The 21879-nt window shown below is 29.6% G+C and carries 21 protein-coding genes and 1 tRNA gene; 6 read left to right on the forward strand and 16 right to left on the reverse strand.

Going from position 1 to position 21879, the window contains the following annotated elements; translation table 11 throughout:
* Nucleotides 1-97 precede the first annotated feature (97 nt).
* From JG780_RS06395 to JG780_RS06425, 7 genes are all read right to left on the reverse strand, one after another.
* On the reverse strand, nt 98-880 hold the full coding sequence (locus JG780_RS06395) for an electron transfer flavoprotein subunit beta/FixA family protein (protein ID WP_287569632.1): 783 nt from the start codon (nt 878-880) through the stop codon (nt 98-100).
* A 12-nt stretch (nt 881-892) separates the two neighbouring features.
* Nucleotides 893-2032 (reverse strand): acyl-CoA dehydrogenase, encoded by a 1140-nt coding sequence (locus tag JG780_RS06400; protein ID WP_287569633.1) that lies wholly within the window; start codon nt 2030-2032, stop codon nt 893-895.
* A gap of 504 nt (nt 2033-2536) precedes the next feature.
* A tRNA-Met gene (locus JG780_RS06405) sits at nt 2537-2612 on the reverse strand.
* Between the two features lie 34 nt (nt 2613-2646).
* On the reverse strand, nt 2647-3465 hold the full coding sequence (locus JG780_RS06410) for a metal ABC transporter permease (RefSeq protein ID WP_287569635.1): 819 nt from the start codon (nt 3463-3465) through the stop codon (nt 2647-2649).
* Nucleotides 3452-4180: a metal ABC transporter ATP-binding protein gene (locus tag JG780_RS06415; RefSeq protein ID WP_287569638.1), complete on the reverse strand. Its 729-nt coding sequence runs from the start codon at nt 4178-4180 to the stop codon at nt 3452-3454. Before JG780_RS06415 ends, JG780_RS06410 begins: the two co-directional genes overlap by 14 nt.
* Entirely contained in the window at nt 4167-4958 is a 792-nt protein-coding gene (locus JG780_RS06420) for a metal ABC transporter substrate-binding protein (protein ID WP_287569641.1), read from the reverse strand. Before JG780_RS06420 ends, JG780_RS06415 begins: the two co-directional genes overlap by 14 nt.
* Nucleotides 4948-5331 (reverse strand): Fur family transcriptional regulator, encoded by a 384-nt coding sequence (locus JG780_RS06425; RefSeq protein ID WP_287569643.1) that lies wholly within the window; start codon nt 5329-5331, stop codon nt 4948-4950. The genes JG780_RS06420 and JG780_RS06425 overlap by 11 nt, the downstream gene beginning before the upstream one ends.
* 135 nt (nt 5332-5466) lie before the next feature.
* On the opposite strand from JG780_RS06425, the gene JG780_RS06430 reads away from it, so the two are divergent.
* The 3 genes from JG780_RS06430 (at nt 5467) to JG780_RS06440 (ending at nt 6770) form a co-directional block, all read left to right on the forward strand.
* On the forward strand, nt 5467-5865 hold the full coding sequence (locus JG780_RS06430) for a secondary thiamine-phosphate synthase enzyme YjbQ (protein ID WP_004104650.1): 399 nt from the start codon (nt 5467-5469) through the stop codon (nt 5863-5865).
* Nucleotides 5866-5876: 11 nt separating this feature from the next.
* On the forward strand, nt 5877-6356 hold the full coding sequence (locus JG780_RS06435) for a shikimate kinase (RefSeq protein ID WP_004104648.1): 480 nt from the start codon (nt 5877-5879) through the stop codon (nt 6354-6356).
* A 135-nt stretch (nt 6357-6491) separates the two neighbouring features.
* A complete protein-coding gene (locus JG780_RS06440; protein WP_004104645.1) occupies nt 6492-6770 on the forward strand; it encodes an HU family DNA-binding protein in 279 nt (92 codons plus the stop codon).
* A gap of 33 nt (nt 6771-6803) precedes the next feature.
* On the opposite strand, the gene JG780_RS06445 is transcribed toward JG780_RS06440, so the two are convergent.
* From JG780_RS06445 to JG780_RS06470, 6 genes are all read right to left on the reverse strand, one after another.
* Entirely contained in the window at nt 6804-7679 is an 876-nt protein-coding gene (locus JG780_RS06445) for a DegV family protein (RefSeq protein ID WP_287569649.1), read from the reverse strand.
* Nucleotides 7680-7702: 23 nt separating this feature from the next.
* On the reverse strand, nt 7703-8254 hold the full coding sequence (locus JG780_RS06450) for a hypothetical protein (RefSeq protein WP_012579752.1): 552 nt from the start codon (nt 8252-8254) through the stop codon (nt 7703-7705).
* Between the two features lie 110 nt (nt 8255-8364).
* Complete coding sequence (locus JG780_RS06455; RefSeq protein ID WP_287569652.1) at nt 8365-11385, reverse strand: PD-(D/E)XK nuclease family protein; 3021 nt, start codon at nt 11383-11385, stop codon at nt 8365-8367.
* Nucleotides 11382-14507: a UvrD-helicase domain-containing protein gene (locus JG780_RS06460; protein ID WP_287569653.1), complete on the reverse strand. Its 3126-nt coding sequence runs from the start codon at nt 14505-14507 to the stop codon at nt 11382-11384. The genes JG780_RS06455 and JG780_RS06460 overlap by 4 nt, the downstream gene beginning before the upstream one ends.
* Nucleotides 14508-14517: 10 nt before the next feature.
* Nucleotides 14518-15492, reverse strand: a complete 975-nt coding sequence (gene galE, locus JG780_RS06465) for a UDP-glucose 4-epimerase GalE (RefSeq protein WP_004104635.1) — start codon at nt 15490-15492, stop codon at nt 14518-14520.
* The gene (locus JG780_RS06470) at nt 15493-16236 is read right to left on the reverse strand and encodes a pseudouridine synthase (RefSeq protein ID WP_012579749.1); all 744 of its coding nucleotides are present in this window, start codon (nt 16234-16236) and stop codon (nt 15493-15495) included.
* A 67-nt stretch (nt 16237-16303) separates the two neighbouring features.
* Here JG780_RS06470 and JG780_RS06475 point away from each other — a divergent pair, with 67 nt between their 5' ends.
* Both JG780_RS06475 and JG780_RS06480 read left to right on the forward strand, forming a co-directional pair.
* Complete coding sequence (locus JG780_RS06475) at nt 16304-16735, forward strand: DUF445 family protein (protein WP_114703086.1); 432 nt, start codon at nt 16304-16306, stop codon at nt 16733-16735.
* Nucleotides 16736-16850: 115 nt separating this feature from the next.
* Nucleotides 16851-17417 (forward strand): DUF445 domain-containing protein, encoded by a 567-nt coding sequence (locus JG780_RS06480; protein WP_041427187.1) that lies wholly within the window; start codon nt 16851-16853, stop codon nt 17415-17417.
* Between the two features lie 26 nt (nt 17418-17443).
* Here JG780_RS06480 and JG780_RS06485 read toward each other — a convergent pair whose 3' ends face one another.
* The 3 genes from JG780_RS06485 to JG780_RS06495 form a co-directional block, all read right to left on the reverse strand.
* The gene (locus JG780_RS06485; protein ID WP_012579748.1) at nt 17444-17713 is read right to left on the reverse strand and encodes a CPF_0552 family protein; all 270 of its coding nucleotides are present in this window, start codon (nt 17711-17713) and stop codon (nt 17444-17446) included.
* A gap of 82 nt (nt 17714-17795) precedes the next feature.
* Nucleotides 17796-18248 (reverse strand): thioredoxin-dependent thiol peroxidase, encoded by a 453-nt coding sequence (gene bcp / locus JG780_RS06490; protein WP_012579747.1) that lies wholly within the window; start codon nt 18246-18248, stop codon nt 17796-17798.
* A gap of 76 nt (nt 18249-18324) precedes the next feature.
* Nucleotides 18325-20691, reverse strand: a complete 2367-nt coding sequence (locus tag JG780_RS06495) for an ATP-dependent Clp protease ATP-binding subunit (RefSeq protein ID WP_012579746.1) — start codon at nt 20689-20691, stop codon at nt 18325-18327.
* 223 nt (nt 20692-20914) lie between these two features.
* Between JG780_RS06495 and JG780_RS06500 the strand changes: the two genes are divergently transcribed.
* On the forward strand, nt 20915-21879 hold a 965-nt coding region (locus tag JG780_RS06500; protein ID WP_287569659.1), incomplete at its 3' end, for a GAF domain-containing protein.

The raw sequence follows: 21879 nt of genomic DNA on the forward strand, positions 1-21879 counted from the left end.
GTTTCATCCGTATCGCCTCCTGGTTTTTGTGTGTGGTTAATTATATATTATCAGGAGGCGATATTTTTTCAACCTCTATTTTTCCTTACAGGAATTCTTATATTAAATGCTTTTCCTTGAGTTCTTTAATGAGAGTTTGAACTTTTTCATCTGTACTTCCTTCAATTACCTTAGTTTCTTTTTCAAACGTCGGGGTAAATGTTTTCTTTACTTTTGTAGGTGAACCTTTCAATCCAATTATGCTTTCATCAATTTTTAAATCATTGTTTTTCCAGATTTGTATTGGATCTTTTTGACAAATATCAACTAACCTTCTTACATCCAGATACCTTGGATTGTTAGCTTCTTTAACAACGGAAAATAAAACAGGCGGCCTTGCTTCCATAATCTCAATATAATCATCCATCTCTCTTTCAATTAAAAATTTCCCTTCTTTATATGAAAGCTTTCTTACATAAGTTACCTGAGGTATACCAAGTTTTTGTGCAATCTGAGGTCCAACTTGAGCAGTATCTCCATCTATAGCTTGTCTTCCAGTAAATATTACGTCGAATCCAATTTTCTTAATTGCTTCACTTAAAACATTAGAAGTAGCCCATGTATCAGAGCCGCTAAAAACCTTATCACTAATCAAAATCGCATCATCTGCTCCCATAGCTAAAGCTTCTTCAAGTACTTCTTTTGCTTGTTCAGGTCCCATAGAAATAGCAGTAACTTTAGCCCCTATTTGATCTTTTAACTTCAAGGCTTCTTCAAGGGCAGCTTTATCATCATAGTTCATAATGGAAGGCACACCTTTTCTAATAAGTATTCCAGTTATTGGATCTATCTTTAGCTCTGTAGTATCCGGCACTTGCTTTATACAAACCACAATATTCATATTGTTTCCCCCTTACTTTAGTATGTTTGATGATATTACAATCTTTTGAACTTCTGTGGTCCCTTCATATATTTCCGTTATTTTTGCATCTCTCATCATTCTTTCTACTGGATATTCCTTTGTATAGCCGTAACCTCCATGCAATTGAACAGCCATTCTTGTAACCTCCATTGCAACATCTGAAGCATAATACTTTGCCATTGCAGCTTCCAAAGAATAATCAGAACATTTCATCTTCTTTAAAGCAGCATTATAAACAAGACATCTTGCTGCCTCAATCTTTGTTTTCATTTCTGCAATCATAAACTGGACCGATTGAAATTTTGCAATTGGCCTTCCAAATTGTTCCCTTTGCTTAATGTACTTTACTGTTTCATCAAAAGCACCTTGTGCAATCCCAAGGGCTTGGGCTGCAATACCGATACGTCCGCCATCTAGAGTTTTTAAAGCAATTTTAAACCCTTGCCCTTCTTTGCCAAGCAAATTTTCTCCAGGAACTACAACGTTATTTAAAATTAGCTCTGCCGTTGCTGAACCTCTGATTCCCATCTTTTCTTCAATCTTTCCTATGCTAAATCCGGGTGTATCTCTTTCGACTATAAACGCACTTATACCTTTTGCTCCCAATTCCTTATTAGTGGAAGCAAAAATTATATAAATATCTGCAACCCCACCATTTGTTATAAATATCTTTGTTCCATTTATAATCCAATTATTTCCATCTTTAACTGCATATGTAGATTGATTTGAAGCATCACTTCCAGCATTTGGTTCAGTCAATGCAAATGCACCAAGTTTCTCACCAGTTGCAAGAGGTTTCAAGAATTTTTCTTTCTGATAATCCGTTCCATAGTAGTATATTGGCCAACAAGCTAAAGAATTATGTGCTGAGAGAATAACCCCTGTAGTAGCACAATATCTTGAAATCTCTTCAACTGCTATAACATAAGATAGATCATCAGCTCCTGCTCCACCGTATTCTCTTGGAATATTCATTCCTAAAAAACCGTATTTCCTTAACTTTTCAACATTTTCAATAGGAAAATAACCTTCCTCATCAACCTTTGCTGCAAGATTCTTAAACTCTTTTTCAGTTATCTCTCTTGCTGCTTTTTTTATCCATTTTTGAAGTTTCGTAAGTTGAAATTCCAACGCAAGTTCCCCCTTTTTAATTTGTGATTTTTTTAACATTTATCCATTAATATTTTAACATCAAATCAAAAATCATGAAATTTTTCACGATTAAGATTAAAAGGCAATATATTCATTTGAAAGCTTTAAATAGTATAAAGCTAAAAAAATCACATCAAATCTAACTAATAAAAAATTCCCAGGAAAACCTGGGAATTTTACTATTTTATACTTTCTATAATTTCTGGAATAAAGAAATTTTCTATAGTAGCGTATAAAGCTCCATAAAGGTAGGTAACATTTTTAAATGTTTGTGGAGACATTTAATATCTTAATAGAAAAATTTTTCACACATAACTATATAGTCAATCATCATTAACATTAAAAGTTACTTAGGCAAATTCATATTTCAAAAAGAAAAATTCTCTAATAATTTATTCATTATACTCACTAAGGAAAAAAATTCAATATTGTAAAAAAAAAAAACGGAGCCTTATCGGCTCCATTCTCTTAACTTTTCTATTTTGGTGGCGGCGATGGGACTCGAACCCATGACTCACTGATTATGAATCAGTTGCTCTAGCCACTGAGCTACGCCGCCGCGTCTAATATAATATCATAATTTATTTTTGATGTCAATAATAAGATTGCTGACTAGATATCACTTTTTTGAAAAAGAGTAAAAAAACAAAAGCTGTAAAAGATGTTAAAACGATTGAAGGGCCTGGTGAAATATCAAGAATATATGCAATGTAAAATCCTATAATAGATACAAGGACATTATAAACAACCGAAATAAAAAACACACTTTTATACGATTTTGCAAAACTTTTTGAAACAAGTCCTGGAATTATTAAAAGTGCCCCAAGTAAAATAACTCCGGAAATCTTTACTATACCTACTACCATTACAGAAATTACTCCCAAAAGCAATGCTCGAAGCAAAGAAGTTTTTACTCCATAAAAAGAAGCCATCTTTTCATCTGCAAGAAAGTAAAGTATTTCTTCTCTAAAAATAGCTAAAAAAACGATTATCAATGTTATTATAAACATTAGAAAATAAAAATCAGATATATTAACCAGCAATATGTCTCCAAACAAATAACTTGTTATGTCCTGAACGTATGTAGAACTTTTTGAAAGCAAAATAACACCCACAGACATAAATACGGGAAGCAACATACCTATAGCACTATTTTCATGAATCTTACTTTTATTGGTAAAATAGCTTATTATAATCGAAAATACTATAGCAGTTAAAACTGCCATAAGCCTATAATTAATTCCAAACAAAAGCCCAAACGCAAGGCCCGCAAAAGCAGCATGGGCAGTACCATCACCAATAAACTCCATCCTCTTGTAAACAACTATTGGTGATATGAGTGCTGAAGATATTGAAGCTAAAATTGTAGCCAAAAATGCTATCCTTAAAAAGTCAAATTCAAATATCTCCATGTTCATGCTCCCTTTCATAATGGTTTTTAGATCTTATCCACAAATCAAAATCAGGAAATAACAATTTTAATTCATCGGGCTTTATTTTTTCTGTTGGCCCATGGCAATGAAGAGTTTTATTCAAACACATCACCGTTGTACACTTTTCAAAAACCATACCTATATCGTGAGAAACCATTATAATCGTTAAATTAAGTCGTTTTTGAAACTCTTCTAAAAGCTCATAAAATCTTGCTTTACCCATTTGATCAACACCAGCTTCTGGTTCATCTAAAATCAAAATATCTGGTTCAGAAACCAACGCTCTTGCAAGCGAGAGTCTTTGAATCTCACCACCTGACATTGTCCCTACAAGTTGCTTTTCTTTTCCTGAAAGCCCTACTTCTTCAATTAGCTTTTCAATAAGTTTTACATTTTTCTTATTTTTGTAGCTCCCCATTTTTACAAATTGATAAGCGTTAATAGGCACCTCCCTATTAAATGTTTGTACTTGTGGAAGGTATCCTATTTTCCCTCTTACCATAACTTCTCCGACATAATTATCTATTTCGCCGATTAGAATCTTTATCAATGTAGATTTACCTGCTCCATTAGGACCTACAATTCCTACAAACTCACCTTTTTTAATTGAAAAGTTGATATTTTTTAGAATATATTTTTCCCCTATTAGATAGTTTAAATCTTTAACCATTACAGCTATATCATTTGTCATCATTTAACGCCTTCCTTATCTCTTCAAAATTTTGATAGTAAATATCTATGAACTTTTTAGCATTTACTCCAAGAGGATCTAAAGTGTAATACTTTTTGTTCAGTTGTTTTGATATAATTTTTATTTCATCCTTTGATTGTTGAACCTCAGAAAATATTGCAATAATATTTTCAGATTTTATAGTTTCTATTAACTTCTTCATACCAACTGAAACATTGTGCCCTTGCTCAACCCACTTCACCTTTAAATTTAATTCTTTAAAAAAGTAGTAAAAACTTGGATGATGAACAAGCACAGTCCCACTTAAATTTAACGCTTTATAATCTCTCAAAAATTCATCAATTTCACCCAAAAGAATTTTTGCATTTGCTTCAAAATCACTCCTGTACTGAGGATAAACTTTACTTAATTTCTCAACGATTGTTGGAATTATATAAAACTTGACAAAGTAAGGATCAAGCCAAAAATGTGGGTTGTTGTATTCAACAAACAAAGAAGGAATATAATCTCTTAAATATACAACATAAAATTTGCTTAAATCTGGTTCTATCCCACCATTTGCAAAAATAATATTTGCTTTTGAAAGTATTTTTACATCACTTACTCTTAGTGAATAAGTATGGGGATTTACATTAGGGCTAAGCAACAAATATACCTCATCTTTTTCACCTACAATTTGTTTAACAATCAAATAGTATGGGTTAATAGTTGTAACTATCAAAGAAAATGAAAGCGATGAAATCAAAATAAAAAAGATTGTAATTAATATCTTATTTTTCATGCCCTTTTACCTCCTTCCTACATTTTTTACACAATCCTTTAAAATAAAATACGTGATCTGTTATAAGATAACCAAATTTACTCTTAATTTTCTTTTCAAGTTCACTTGCCATACATTCTTCAAAAACTTCTATTTTTCCACAATTTGTGCAATATAAAAAGTGGAAATGCTTATCTTTTGAAAAATAATACTTAGTTCCACCATCAAAAGATACTGAAGAAATATAGCTTTTTTTCTCAAGATAATTTAAAGCTCTATATACAGTTGACAAATTGGGTTTGAAATTATTCAATCTATAAATATCTTCCGCATTAAGTGGCTTCTCACTTGAATTTATAACATCTAAAACCAATTTCCTCCATTTTGTCAGCACTTCTTTCCCCTCCAAGTAATTGCAAATGCAAATCATTTGCATTTATATTATAATAAAAAAAATTATAAAAATCAAGTAAAATTGCAAGTAAAACAGTTTTTATGATATAATAGGCTTTGAAAAGGGGGAATAAAGATGCTTTACAGCTTAGAAGTTCCTACAAAAACAAGAAATGAGTTCATAGACATAACTCATAAAATAGAAGAAACGATAAGTAAATCTGGTATTAAATCAGGCATTTGTGTGGTGTTTGTTCCACATACAACTGCAGCTGTTACTATAAATGAAAATGCTGATCCTTCAGTAAAAAGTGACATAGTTAAAACTTTAAACAAGGTTATACCTGCTAATTGGGATTATACCCATATTGAAGGAAACTCTGATTCACATATAAAATCCACACTTGTATCTCCAAGTATTACTTTAATAATAGAAAATGGAAAATTAGTTCTTGGAACATGGCAAGGTGTATACTTCTGTGAGTTTGATGGTCCAAGGAGGAGAAAAGTTTTTATTAAAATATTATCTGATTAGGGGGGATTTAATTGCCTTTGTATATAGTTGGACTCCCTGGAAGCGGCAAATCTGCTGTGGGAAGAATTTTAAAAGAAGATTTTGGATACGATGTAGTTGATTTTGATGAAATATTAAAAATAGAAACAGGAAAATCTTTCAACGATATAATTAGAAATAATGGTCTTCAAACAATAAAATCACTTGAAGGAAAATTTCTAAAGCGTTTTAAAAAATTTGAAGAAAAAATTGTAGTTACTCTTGGAACTATCTCAAACCTTGAGCTTTTTAACGGAAAGATAATATACATAAAAATTCCAAAAGAAAAATTCGTTAAAAGACTAAAAAAGATCAATAAAAAATACAGTGATAAAGAACTAGATATAATCTTTGAAGAGATGCATTCTATATTTTCACAAAAGGCAGATTTGGTAATTTCTTCCGAGAATAAGACAAAATTCGATATTTCAAAGATTATTGACGATTTTTACAGAAAAAACTTAAAAAAATGATTATTTTGTCTTATTTCTCGTTTTTTCATTATAATGTTTCACAAAGCCTTATAAATAAACTATTTGCAATTGATACACCAAAAATGATATATTATTATCGTACTTATCACCATTAACTAAGAGGAGGGAAAAGGTATGAGTAAAAAGGAACTTGTTAACATGATCGCTGAAAAGATTCCTGAATTAAAGAAAAAAGACATCAAAGCAGTTGTTGATGCAGTATTTGAATCAATTTCCGATGCATTAGCAAAAGGGGAAAAAGTTCAACTTATCGGATTTGGAACATTTGAAGTAAGAAAAGCAGAAGAAAGAACAGGTGTAAACCCAAGAACAAGAGAAAAAATTAAAATTCCTGCAAGAAAAGTTCCAAAATTCAAACCTGGAAAAGAATTAAAAGAAAAAGTAAACAAATAATGAAAAAAGGTGCCCCAAGAAGGGCACCTTTTTTTAATCTAATATTAAAGCCGCAACTCCAACCAAATCAGGTCCCGTATGAGCTGAAAGCACTGTTGAAACTTCTGATTCAAAAGCTCTAACACAATTTTCGATATCCCTAATTTTTTCAAGTAAACTTTCTTTTATTCGCCTTACACTTTCGCTATTACCAGTTGTAGCAACAATCGAAATAAATTTTTTGTTTGAAACAAATTTTAAAAACTCTTCGTACATTGCATTAATAGATTTTTTAAAACCATGAGCCTTTGTAACCGTATAATATTCTCCTTCTTTATTTACAGATATAACTGGTTTCATTTTTAAAAATTCTCCGAGCATTGCCTTAACTTTACCTATTCGTCCACCTCTTGCAAGATATTTAAGTGTTGGAATAACATAAAAAACTTTTGATTTTTCAATATCTTCTTTTGATTTTTCAATATCTTCTTTTGATTTTTCTACAACATCTTCAAATAAGCTACCAGAATGTATGTATTCAATACATTTTCTCACAATAAGGCCAGAACCTACTGAAATATTAAGTGTGTCTATATTTACTATTTTTACATCATCAAATTTTTCCATTAGCTCTTGGCTAATCAATCTAAAAAGATTAAATGTACCACTTAAATTACTTGAAATGTTAAAAGTTATTATCTTTTTATAACCTTCATTTATAAAATCAAGCATAACCTGCCTAATAGCTTCTGGATTTGGAAGTGAAGTTTTTACTTCTCCATCTAAGTTTTCAAACAAAAATTCTTCATCAATTTCTCCATCGTTATATTCTTTTCCATTTACAAATATTCTTAATGGAACCACCTTTAAGGGATAATCAACATTTCCCACATCACATCCAGAATCAACTACAATTCCTATTTTTTCCATAAAATTCACCTACTTTCTATCTCTCAGACATTAGAAAAAGATTCATATACAACTGATGAAATCGCCCTATGATACTTATAGCTCACATTACAACCTTTAATAATCTTTCCCTTAATAACATTTACTATCCTAAATTCTGATTGATCAGGCGGAAGATTACTATTTAATATATCATTACCCAGCCTATGAAAATGTTTTAAAGTCTTTTCATTCCATTCTCTCATATCAGGTAGTATGTAATAATAAAAGACTTTATTTCTGTGTTTTACATGAAAATGAGTATTCAAGTATATCTTCACTTTTCTCTCACCAATATCAAATGTTTTATAAAATACCCTTTTTGTCGGATTTATAAAATTAAAAAATTTCGTTTTACAAATAATTTTTTTAAAAATTTCAAATAAGTCTTCAAATTCTTCATCAAGAATGTATCTTGCAAGTTCCTCATCTTTTGTTGTAAGATAAATGTTTATTACGTCAAAAAAGTTCTTATATTGCTCCTCATACTTAAAATCAATAGGTTTAAGCCTTGTAATAATTCTTGCAACATTTTCCGCACATAAAAGTTCTTCCATTTATACCCCCCCTACTATATGTAACTGTTACATTAAATTATAACAACAAAAGACATAAATAACAATAATTTAATTTTTTTGTGCTTTTGTGTTAACATTAAAGAAAAAAATTACTTGACTAATTTTATATCTTTATATACTTCAAATCCCCCACAAGCCTCAGAATATTCGCACTTATAATACCCTGTACATGTTTTTTCTTTACTTGTATTAACTTCAAAATTATTCTTTACCAAATAATTCAAAAATGGTTCTAATTCTCTTTCTACAAAAATTGGTTTAAATTCGCCAGAAAGAATCTTATCCAATATACTTTCTACCCACTCTTTAAAAAAGCTATAATCTACTTTATCAAAGCCAGCTGCCTTACCTTTTCTTTTAATATACAAACTATTGTCTTCTCTCTTTAAAAAGTAAGATTTTTTATCATCTATACCTAAAAATACTAGATAAGTATCAAAATCTGCTTCACCTAGGCTAATATAAGAACCTTTATTTTCTCTTATTACATAATCATACAATAATAATTGTTCAATTAATTTATAATCGATAACTTTTGTTTTATAATCAACTATTGCATAAGCTTTTTTGTCAATTTTTTCCATATTATCACTAACTTCAGAACTTTTTTTACCAACAAAATTTGTATAATTTTCTTTAAGTTCATCTATCCTATCAATCCTTGCTTCAAACTCCACAGTTCTATTAAATAAACTATGAGTCTTATACACCTCTTCCAAAGACTTTATTGCCTTAATCTCTAAAATTTTTCTTCCAATCTTTAGATAACTTTCACTGAAAAGTCCTTCGATAAATTCTTCTAATTTTTGAGTAAACTCTTCTATATTTATTTCTCTTGGAATTTTATACCTATCAAATTCCTCTTTATATATTTCATCATATGCTTCTTCTACATAATTTTTTATCTTTTCTTTATTAAATGAAATCTCTTTTTCAAAGTAATTTTTCAGCACCCTATGATACAATATTCCTTTATAAAGATTTGATTTATCTTGGCTATAATACCTTATTCCTGCAACATGTTTAAAATAATAATATAATGGACAGCTTACATAATCTGAAATTCTGCTATGACTTAACCTTTTTATCTCCGCATCACTTTTAAATTTTTCATTTAATATCAATTTATTTTCTCCAAAATATGCCTCATATATCCTTTTATCCTCTTCAGAAAAGATCATCTCTGGATCAATCAAAATATATCTTTCATCACTTTCTTCTTTAATTTCTCCAAATTCTGCTGCGTATATAGATGGGACAACAGGATCACCTGAGAGTGTAGCCTTAGGATACGAAATATAGTTATGAGAAGAAAATATAAGTGAAAGTACAAAATTTCGCCTTTCTACTTCTTCATTAAAAGATTTCAATTTGTTTGGTTCTGAAAGTGTTTGCAAGATAAGCGGATTAACATTAAAGCTAGGATAAACACCATCTACCGCACTTACAAAGAATTTGTATTCTTTTTCTACAAATCGGGCAATTTGAACATCCACTATATCAACTGCATTTTCCTTTCTTGGAGAAAGCCTGTAGTTTTCAGCATTTACAATACTTGTTAAAATTTTAAACATATTCCTCCACGAGGTTTTACCCATGTTGTACTGCAAGAGGTTATCTATAACTTCAGAAAATTTGTACAGAGCACTAATTTCCTCTTGGATTATGCTTATATATTCCTCATTATTAAAAACCTCAAATTTATCCAAAAATTTTTCTTTAATAAATTTTTTAAGAAAGACAAGAAAATCACCATTTATATTTTTATCTATCTCTTCAAACAAACCAAATAAATTCTCTAATACCTTTGAAAACTTTAAATACTCTTCTTTCTTTTCTTCTACTTGCTGCATTACATCTTCATCTTCAACATTTTCCAATTCTTTAATTCTTTCATTTATTTTTTCTATTATACTTTTTGAAAAATCTCCCTCTTCAATAGAAAATTCCTTAAACAATGATTCAATTTCATCCATTGTAAGCCCTAATGTATCTACAAATGGTGTTTCTAAAGTTGCAAAGATATTTTCTAAATCATACCCGAAATATTTTGTCTTAAATGGTTGTAGAATCATCTTAACTACTTTACTCTCTGAAAGTTTTACATTCATCGAAAGATTAAATGGAACTTTCATTTCATCTAATTTTTCTGCAATTTGTTTTGCTATTTGAATATTAGGAGCAACTATAGCAATATCGGAAGGATTTACCCCGGAAAGAATCAGTTTTTTCACTTTTCCACTAACATTAACAATTTCACTTATAACATTCTTGTATCCAACTACTTCTGTTTTCTCCTTTAAATTTAATTTTTCTGTTTTCCAATCTTCAATCTCAAATCCATTTTCGATTAAAAATTCATATATCATATCAAGTTGACTAAAAGCTCTATCATCTATTTTTCTCCATACATAAAAATAAACATCTTCAAAATGATTAAACATTTCCTTTAAAACCTGTCTCAAGATAGGTGTTATATCAAAAAAACCACTTACAACAAGTGTTTTTCGTTTTGATTCAACAAACTTTGCATTTTCAACGTACCATTTATACGAAGTAATTGAGTCATATACTATTTCACTCTTTTGAAGAGTTAAACTTATATCCTTTAACAACTCATTAACAAGTCTTGAAACGTTACTTTCAACATTTAAAAGCTCATTAATCTCCATATAATAGGGCGGTAATTTTTCAAAAGTTGAGTTTCGCATTTCCCATGCCTTTTCAAATAAATCAAGAATGTATTCTAAAATTCCCTTTGACTTTGAAACAATTTTTATAAACTCTCTGTAACTATCATCATCAATGGCTGAATTTTCATACTCTTCTATCTTTTGTGCTATAAAAGCTTTAAAGAAATCCCTATCAAAGAATACCGCATCCATATTATTTCTAAGAAGAGTTTCTACAACGTACTGATTTATAACTCTAAAAGCATCTCTGTTAATAGCTTTACCAAATTTCTGAGAAAATTTATCTGATATCTGTCTAACATAATATCCAGTGGGCCCAATAAATAAAAATGAAAATGGATCATAATAATTTAGCATTTCATTAGCCATATAATCAAAATGACCATTATCTATATTAACAACTATGGCCTTTTTCATACTTTCACCTTCTTGCAAGATTCGAAATTTTCAATTGCAGCTTTTATTTTTTCTTCAAAATTTTCTTCAAGGCTAACTTCTATAAATTCTCCCGTTTTTGTAGAAATAATATATCCTTTTTCTGGAGCACCAAAATCTTTTAAAAGATACATATAAAACTTTATTTGAAATTTGTATTTTTCAATATTTTTTGAGTTTTTAAAGTCAACGTTTTTAAAATCAAGAACATATATCTTATTGCCTTTAAATAAAACCTTATCAGGAATTCCAAAAAGCATGTATCTTCTATCATTTACAAAAAATGGCTTTACAACTCTCCACTCAGAAATAACATTTGCTCCTTTAAAAAGTGATTCCAACTTATCTGAAATTTTCACTTTTAAAATCTTTTCCTCTTCAAGGTATCTTAATTGAGAAATAGTATTTACCGAAGAAAGTTTTCTGTGTATATCTGAACCTTCAGAAGTTTTTTCATCAAATAAAAGTAAAATATCTTCTTCTTTTGCCTCTTTCTCATTTCCAAGATATCCATACAAAGTAGTCGGTGAAATATAAGACTTATACGCCAGTCCATTTAAGTCTTTAAGGTGCACTTGCGGTATATCCTTCTTTTCAAATACTTGCTTTGTACTTTCTTCATCAAAATTTATATCTTTTTCAACGTCAATTTCTACTTCCTCAAAATCACCAATTAACCCCTTTAATTCTTCTTTTTCCTGATCTGAAAGTTTCAGATAATTTGCCAATGTATTATCTTTAGAGTCCTTAAATATAATCGGTATAAACATTTCAGAGGCTCTTGTAATAGCAACATACAGCTTTCTTCTATCTTCTGTTTTGTCGTATACTCCATCTTTGTAAAATTCCTTTATTGCCTCAAAGATTCTTTCATCATGCTTTGTTTCTTGTTTTAAATCATCAAAAAATTTTCTTAAAATGTAATATGTCGTTTCTCTTTCCTTTGAAAACATTACATTTCTATTAGATTTTTTCTCTTCTGAATAAATATCCCCCAAAATCACTATCTTAAATTCAAGTCCCTTTGATGCATGTATTGTCATAAGTTTTACACTATCTGAATTTTCATCTTCCGTTGCTGCTTCAGATTCATTCTCCAAAGAAAGTTTTTCAATTAACTTTACAAGTTGTGAAAACGATTCTGCCATCTGATCAATAGCTGATGCATCTAAAATAAGCTTTTTTACATTTAATATTGCGTTTTGAAAATCTTCAAAATAGACTAGTTTTTCAAAGTAGTTTAGCTCTCTTACAAGCCCTTTTAAAACTTCAGCAGGCCTAATAAAGTATTTAAGTTGTGAGTATTTCGCTAGCACTTCAATTGCTTTATTTACTTTTTCATCATCAAATTTAATCTTTTTAGCTGTTTGAAAAAGAGATTCATCTGAAATTCCCTCTTTTTTTAATTGAGTATTTTTTGAAACAATCTTTACATAATCTCCAAACTTTCCAAGAACCAGTGGTGAAAAGAAAAATTGTGTAAAGTAAAAATCATTATTTGGGTTTTGTACAGCATACAAAGCATTTAAAAGCGCCTTTATTTCAAGCCTTTCGAAAAAACCTTTGCTTGAAACAACGTGAAGTGGAATATTAAATTTTTTAAAAACATTCTTGTATACCTCTTCTTGATTACTAAGAGTTGATCTAAGAATAACAAAATCTGAATACTTTATCTTTCTCTTTACATAATTATCTTTTTCTTTTACAGTCATAGTTTTACCAACAAGATTTTTTATTATATACGCTGCAACCAATGCTTCACTTTTTTCTCTTTCTTTTTTATTTTTACCACCATTATCAACCAACACGTATTTTATTCTTGAATTTTTATCCTTTAAAGCTGGAATCTCTCCATCATATACTCTCATAGGAATTGATTCATCAAATTCTTTGTTATACCAAAGTTTGTTGTATAAATCTGGAGAGATCGTCTTAAACACTTCAAATTCATCTACTTCCTCATTTTTAGAATTTTTTATTATAGTCTTGCTAAATATCTTTTTTTCGGATATAAAGTTAAAGTATTTTACTAAGATATAATTAGATCTGTAATTTTCCTTGAGTGCAAGGACTTTTTCTCCACGCTTTTCAAATTCATTTTGAGTTTCTAAAAACACAGAGACATCTGCATTTCTGAACCTATAAATTGATTGTTTTCTATCACCAACATAGAATAAATAATTATCCTCCCCATGAAGTTTATCAAAAAGCTCTTTTTGTAGATAATTTGTATCCTGAAATTCATCAACAATGATGTACTTAAATTTCTTTTGATATTTTTTTCTCATCTCATCTTGTTCAAGAAAATCCAATGTCTTTTCTAGGACCGCCTTAAAATCAAATTCAAAATTATCTATTGTATATCCTTCATATATCTCTTTTGAAATAAGAAGCATGTACTTAAATACTTCAAGACTCTTTGACCTTATTTCATCAATACTAAACAACTTTTCAGGCACAGAGGCCCTTTTCATCTCAGCTCTCCAATGTTTAAGAACATCTTTCAAAGTTTCCATAAATTTGTTAAGATCTTTATATTCATTTACAAACAATTTTCTTATCTCATCTTTGTATCTTTTTAAAATTTCAAGATAATTTTTAATCTGCTTTTTTCTTTCACTAGGTATATTGCAAGTTATACTAACTTCATCAAAATCAAACAACTGAAATACATATCTCAACGTTAAAAAAACAGCTCTTTCAATGTATTTTTCCATCTTTGCATTGCTTATTATAGAAAAGCTTGGATCAATCTTTGCATTAATATTTTCCTCTCTTAAAATTCTCTGGCAAAAACTATCTATTGTAGAGATTATGGCTCTTGACAAATTATTTTTCACTTTTGACCAATACTCTTTATTTTTAGACTGTGAAAATTCTTCGTTGACAAGTTTCACAATCCTTTCTTTCATTTCTGCTGCCGCTTTTCTTGTAAAAGTAACAACTACAATTTCATCAACTATCTCTGGATAATTTTCTTTTTCATATTTTTTCAGTATCTCCACATAATAATTTGTTATTGTAAATGTCTTTCCAGTTCCTGCTGATGCGGATATAAAATAATTTTTATTTATATCCTTTCTAATTTCTTCTAATACAGACATAAATATCGCCTCACTTTTTCCTTAAAACTTTATGCCAATTCCATGCAGTTTGAATAATCTTTTCAAGATCGTATTTTGGCTCCCATCCAAGTATTTTTCTTGCTTTTGTGTTGTCTGCAATAAGGTATGCTGGATCTCCTGGTCTTCTATCAACTTCTTCAACTTTAAAATCTACGTTTGTAACTTCTTTTACTTTTTCAATAACTTCACGAACTGAGAATCCAGAACCACTTCCAAGATTAAAATAATCGGTTTTCTTTTCACTAATCAAATACTCAAGGCCTTTAATGTGTGCATCGGCCAAGTCATTTACATGAACAAAATCCCTTATACAAGTTCCATCTTTTGTTTCATAGTCCGTTCCAAAAATCTTTATACTATCTCTTACAGAAAGTGCAGCATCTAAAATTAAAGGAATTAGGTGAGTCTCTGGTTCATGGGCTTCTCCAATTTCTAATGATTCATCTGCACCCGCTGCGTTAAAATATCTAAACCTTATACTTTTTAAACCGTATGCTCTATCAAAATCATCCAAGATCTGTTCAACCATATATTTACTTTTACCATATGGATTAATTGGCATTTTTGGATCATCCTCTTTAATTGGTATTCTTTGTGGCATTCCATATACAGCAGCAGTAGAAGAAAAAATAAAGTACTTAACATCATGCTTTAACATTGAATTTAATAAAGTAAGAGTATTTGAAACGTTGTTTTGGTAATATTTATTAGGATCAACAACAGACTCTCCCACTTCTATATATGCACAAAAATGCATTACCGCATCTATTTTATACGTCTTAAATACAAGGTCCAATAAATTTTCATCTGAAATATCTCCAAGAACAAATTCTCCATACCTTGTAAAACTTTTATACCCATGAGAAAGATTATCAATTACTACAACATCATATCCCCTTTCTCTTAACATCTTACAAACGTGTGAACCTATGTAGCCTGCTCCACCTGCAACTAGTACTGTCATTTATTTTTCCTCCCCCTTTTTTAGCTTTAAAAGTCTTTCTAGATCTTTTCCCTTTAATTTAGTTAAATCTCCTTCATTTGGAACAATTGAAATAGATATAGGTCCATGTGCTATCCTTTTTAGCTCAAGCACTTTATGACCTATTGATTTAAAAAGTCTCTTTATCTCATGTTTTTTACCTTTAATAAGCACTACTTTTATAATTGAATAATCAAAACCTTTTTCTAAAATATCGAAATATTCAAGTTTTAAAAAATCCCTTTCATCGTATATTCCTTTCTTTAACTTCAACAAATCATTAAAACTTACACTGCCAGAAACTTTAACTATATATTCTTTTTTTACTCCATACTTTGCATTTGTGAGAATATCTATTAATTTACCATCGTTTGTTAAAATCAAAACTCCCGTCGCGTCTTTATCAAGCCTTCCAGCGGGCTTGACTGGTGTTTTTATATGTTTTATCAATTCTTTAATTGTCTTTTTCTGCTTTGGATCATATAAAGTTGTTGCATAGCCTTTTGGCTTATGAAGAACGTAATATTCAAATTTCTGATTTATCTTTAATTTTTTATTATCAAGCATTACAATATCATCATCTTTTACATCAAACCAAGGTTTGTCAACAACTTTTCCATTAACTGTCACTCTACCCGCAATTATGTATTGATCCGCCTTTCGCCTTGCAAATCCACACATTTGCAAATACTTTTGTAATTTAATAATTTCATCTCCCTTCAACATTATTTTATCATTAAAGACTTGAAAAAAATTAAATATACACTAAAATTTATTTGAAAGGAGGAATTATATGATTAAAAAGCTTGCAAAAGATATTTTATTTTGGATTCTACTTTTAACTTACATAGTAAGTTACAATATATATACAAATTCTAATATCTTTGCCTTTAAAATAATTGGACTTTTGTCAATAGGAGGGCTTGTTGGGTATATTACAAATATCCTTGCAATATGGATGCTTTTTAATCCGAAAAGAAAAATTCTTGGACTTCAAGGAGTTATCCCAAAAAAAAGGGATGAAATAGCAAATAGCACCTCAAAGATAATAGAAGAAGAGTTTATAAATCCAAAGTCATTGCGTGAGTTTATAGAAAAAAACAAAGAAAACTTTTTAAATTCTATAATTGAATTTCCAAACTCAAAAGAACTAGTAATACCACCACTAAAGAATATAACAAACGACAGAGAATTAGAAAAAAAAGATAACAAAAGCCATTTTTGAAAAAATTGACGAGGAAAAGCTCTGGAATTTAATAAAGGAAAAAAGTTTATCTGAACTCAATATTGACACATCAGAGATTTTAATTAACAACATTGATAATTTTATAGATGATTCTTTGAAGGAAAAAGTTAAAGAATTTCTAATTTCAAAAATTAAAATTCCACTTATTCCTATAGGTTCTTTTGTTGAACCATTGATTGATAAATTCTTTAATGATGTTAAAAACGACATACAACAAAAAGGTGAAATCTATAACAGTTTAAAGCAAATTATAAAACAAAAGATTAACAATAAAAAGATAGAAGATCTTTTAACATTTGAGCAATTTAAAAATCTTATCCACAACCTAAAAAGCAATATCTTTGATTTCACAGTTAAAAAAGTTTCAAATATATTAGAAAGAAAAATAGACATAAAAGAACTATTAAACTATCTTGGTCTAGACATAGAAAAATTGTTAGTAGATATTTTTACAAAATATGAAAATAGAATAATTTGTTTAGTTGAAAAATTCTTTGAAAAAATATCTTTCAAAGAAATAATAAAGGAAAAGATAGAAAGCTATTCTTTGGAAGAAATGGAAGAAGTCACACTAAAACTTGCAAGAAGAGAATTAAGATACGTAGAAATTTTTGGAATACCACTTGGAATGCTTATAAGCGTCTTTCAAATAATATTTTAAGCCTCGGAAAACCCGAGGCTTAAATTTTAGTTAAACCTTAATCTCATTAAATCACATTTTACGCCTGGAATTTGATTTAACTTTTCTTTGAGTTCTTCATGTTTTGATTCATCATCAACAAGTTCTAATATGATAAGTCCTGAGTTTGAACAATATTGTGGAACACCTTCATGTAATCCCAATCTTGTTTTAATATAGCATCCATATTCTGTCAAAAGTTCTTGAACTTTTGTTGCTGCCTTTTCCCTGTTATCAATTAAAATTGCCATAACAGTTCTTACAGTAATATCTGTCATAAAAACACCCCCTTTTTTAGTGCAAAAATTCACAAAATTAATCAAAATACACGTTATTTTATTTATCAATAATATTATACCATTATAAAAGTTCTTTTAAAGTTTTTAAAACTTCATTTGCGTGATCCTTTACTTTCACATTTCTCCAAACCTTTACTATATTTCCGTCTGGATTAATTAAAAAGGTACTACGAATGACTCCAAAATATTCTTTTCCATACATCTTTTTCTTACCCCAAGCCTGATAATCTTCAATAACTTTGTGAGCTTCATCACTTAAAAGAAGAATAGAAAGAGAATGTTTTTCAACAAATTTTTGATGTGATTTTGGACTGTCTTTACTTATACCAATAATAACTGCTCCTAACTTTTCAAATTCTTCTTTTAGCTGCGAAAAATCTTTTGCCTCTCTTGTGCAACCTGAAGTATTATCCTTTGGATAAAAATACAATACAACCCATTTGCCTTTAAAATCTTCCAAACAATGCATTTTACCATTTTTGTCAGGAAGACAAAAATTCTTTGCTTTTTCCATACTTTCGCCTCCTGAAATTATTATACCACTTTCAATTTTAAAATAAAAAAAAGTGGCTCCTACTTGGAGCCACATTCTATTTTGTCAATTCTTTTTCTTTTTCTACAATCAATTTTCCATTTTCTTCATCAACTAGAACAATATCTCCTTCTGCAATTTCTCCAGCAATTATTTTTACCGAAAGTGGTGTTTCAATTTCTCTCTCTATTAACCTTCTAAGTGGTCTTGCACCAAATGCTGGATCGTAACCTTTTTCTGCTAGATATTCTTTTGCTTTCTCTGTAAGTTTTATCTTTAAATTCTTTTCTTTTAATCTATTTTCAAGCCTTGCAACTAATTTTTCTACAATTTCTTTCATATGCTCTTTTGTCAATGGCTTGAATATCACTACATGGTCTATTCTATTTATGAACTCTGGTCTAAAGTAGTGTTTTAAATCTTCACGTACAGATTCTTCTATCTTTTCAAAATCAACTCCAGCTTCTACTTTTCTCAATATCTTATCACTTGCAAGGTTACTTGTCATGATTATTATTGTATTTCTAAAATCAACTGTGTTACCTTTACCATCAGTAAGTCTACCATCATCAAAGACTTGTAAGAGTACATTGAATACCTCAGGATGTGCCTTTTCTACTTCATCAAGGAGTATCACACTATATGGTTTTCTTCTAACAGCTTCGGTTAATTGACCACCTTGATCATAACCAACATATCCTGGAGGTGCACCTATAAGTCTTGCAACTGAGTGTTTCTCCATGTATTCACTCATATCAATCCTTATGAGTGCGTTTTCAGAGCCAAAGAGTAATTCAGCAATTGTTTTTGCAAGTTCAGTTTTGCCAACACCACTTGGTCCTAGGAATAAGAATGTTCCTATTGGTCTATTTGGATCTTTTATACCAGCTCTTGCTTTTCTTATTGCATCAGCAACTACTTTTACAGCCTCTTCTTGGTCTACCATTCTCTGATGGACTAGTTCTTCAAATTTTAATAATTTTTCTTTTTCAGACTCCATCATCTTTGTAGCTGGAATTCCAGTCCAAGATTCTACAACCTTTGCGACAGTTTCAGGTGTTACTTCTCTTGAACCATACTTTTTCTCGAGTTCTTCGTATTGCTGCTGCATTTTGTACATTTGCTGCTTCATCTCTGCAGCTTCTTTATACTGTGAATTAATCGTAAGTTCATCTATTTTTTCACTCAAAGATTTTATTTTTTCTTTCAACTCAGTCAATTTTGGATCACTATTTTTCAAACTTACTTTTGCAGCTGCCTCATCTATTAAATCTATTGCCTTGTCTGGCATAAATCTGTCCTGGATATACTTTGCTGAAAGCTTTGCAGCAGCTTCAATAGCATCGTCTGTTATCTTAATATCATGATGTTTTTCATATGTTTCGCGCAATCCTTTTAATATCTCTATAGTTTCCTCTACACTTGGTTCTTCAACAAGTACTGGTTGGAACCTTCTTGCAAGAGCCTTGTCTTTTTCAATGTGTTTTCTATATTCTTCAAGTGTAGTTGCACCTATGGCATGAAGTTCTCCTCTTGCAAGTGCTGGTTTAAGCATATTTGATGCATCCATTGCACCTTCTGCTGCACCTGCTCCAACAATGGTATGTAACTCATCAATGAAAAGAATAACATTATCTTTCATTTTCTTAATCTCTTCCATTACTTTCTTTAAACGCTCTTCAAATTCTCCTCTGTACTTGCTTCCTGCAAGCATTTTCCCTAAATCAAGCATTAATATTTTTTTATTCTTCAGCTTCTCAGGAACTTTACCTTCAACAATTCTTTGAGCAAGGCCTTCAACAATTGCAGTTTTTCCAACACCTGGATCTCCAATAAGGACTGGGTTGTTCTTTGTTTTTCTTGAAAGAATTTCAATTACCCTTTCAATTTCTTTTTCCCTTCCAATAACTGGTGAAAGTTTACCTTCTTTTGCAAGCTTTGTTAAATCAGTGGTATACTTTGCTAATACATTTCCTTCACCATCAATTTCTCCAGAGTCTGCTAGCTCTTTAACCGCTTTTAAAACCGAATCATAAGTTACATTGTACTTTGATAATATAGCTGCACATTGAGTTGAAGCATCCTTAAGAACAGCTAACAAAAAGTGAACTGGTGATACTTTGCTTGAACCTAATAACTTACCTTCTTTTCTTGAAAGTTCAAAAATCCTAGATAGCTCATTTGACATATAAACACCAGAAGATGAACCGTAGTAAACCCCATATTGGCTTTCAATTAATTCTTCTAACCTATCTTCGATTTCTTCAGTAGGTACATTTAAAGCTTCAAATATTTTTTGAATGTTTTCATCTTGAAGAATTTCATATAGTACATGCTCGGGTTTTAACAGGTTCTGCCTTCTTTGAGATAAGCGTTCTGCTGCTTGCTGGACTAATTCTTGCATCCTTTCATCTAAATATCTCATATATCTCACCTCCGAAAAATTTTTCTTTTATCAGTCATATATTTAGACTGATAACATATGGAGGAGTTCAAAATTTTAATGTAAATTTTTTGTTAACAAAAGTAACAACAAGAAAAATATGGTTTTTGTGATATAATATTAATTGAGTAAATAACTATAACTTAAAAGGTAAATAAAAATTATTGGGAAGGATCAATATTATATATTAAAAGGGGAAAGAATAATGTTGATCTTTTTGTTTATTTTAACCTTCGTTTTAATTTCATTACTATTTTATATTGCTAGAATTATAAAATTAACAAAACTTATTTATAATACTGCAAGGAAAGATTCTAACGTTATAATCTGGAAAAATTCCAGAATTTTATACTGTGACAAGCCATTAATGGAACTATTAAAAAAGCATGGAATAGATGTAAATGATTTTAGAAATTTTTCTTTTGAAAAGATAAATTTCTACATTAATAAATATCCTTTTTTAAAAGAATTTTTTGAAAAGTTTAGAGTAAACTTTGAAGAAAAACTCTTTGAATATGAAACTACCATTTTCCTTTCAAATGAATTTTATAAAATCAAACTTAGAAGGGAAAAGAGTATAGTAAGTGTTTATTCTGTGTTAATGATTACAAACATAATATCAAATATTAAGGAATATACAGATGAATTAATAAGTTCTATTTATAAAATTCCTGAAGAATTTTTTAATTTAACAACCTCGGATACTTCAACATATGAACTTGTAGATTATTTCTTTAATTTTCTTTCCAGTCAAAATATAATTGACTCATTAGTCGTTGGAATTAGAAAGATTGATGGCTCAATTAATATAATTTATGGAAAAATAGGAGATAAAAAATTTAAAAACTTCAAAATTAAGGATAAAACATTAATTTCATACATATCAGATACTGGAGAAAAGTTGTACGTAAATAACTCAGAGGAATTAAAATTACCCGAAGAATATAAATTAATGAAAGTGATTAACAAACCTTACTCAATATATGGGATACCTTTAAGGATAGGAGAAAATGTCTTTGGGGCTGTCTTATTTGAAAAGGAAGGGAATAATAAGTTCTGCTTAAAAGACTTTCATCTATTTGAAATACTTGCATTCTTAATTTCAATTAGTATTAAACTCAAAAATGAATATCAAATCCTCTATAAATCAAGCAAAGAAAATTTCAAAAA

The organism is Thermosipho sp. (in: thermotogales), assembly GCF_020054775.1.
GTDB classification, from domain to species: domain Bacteria; phylum Thermotogota; class Thermotogae; order Thermotogales; family Fervidobacteriaceae; genus Thermosipho; species Thermosipho africanus.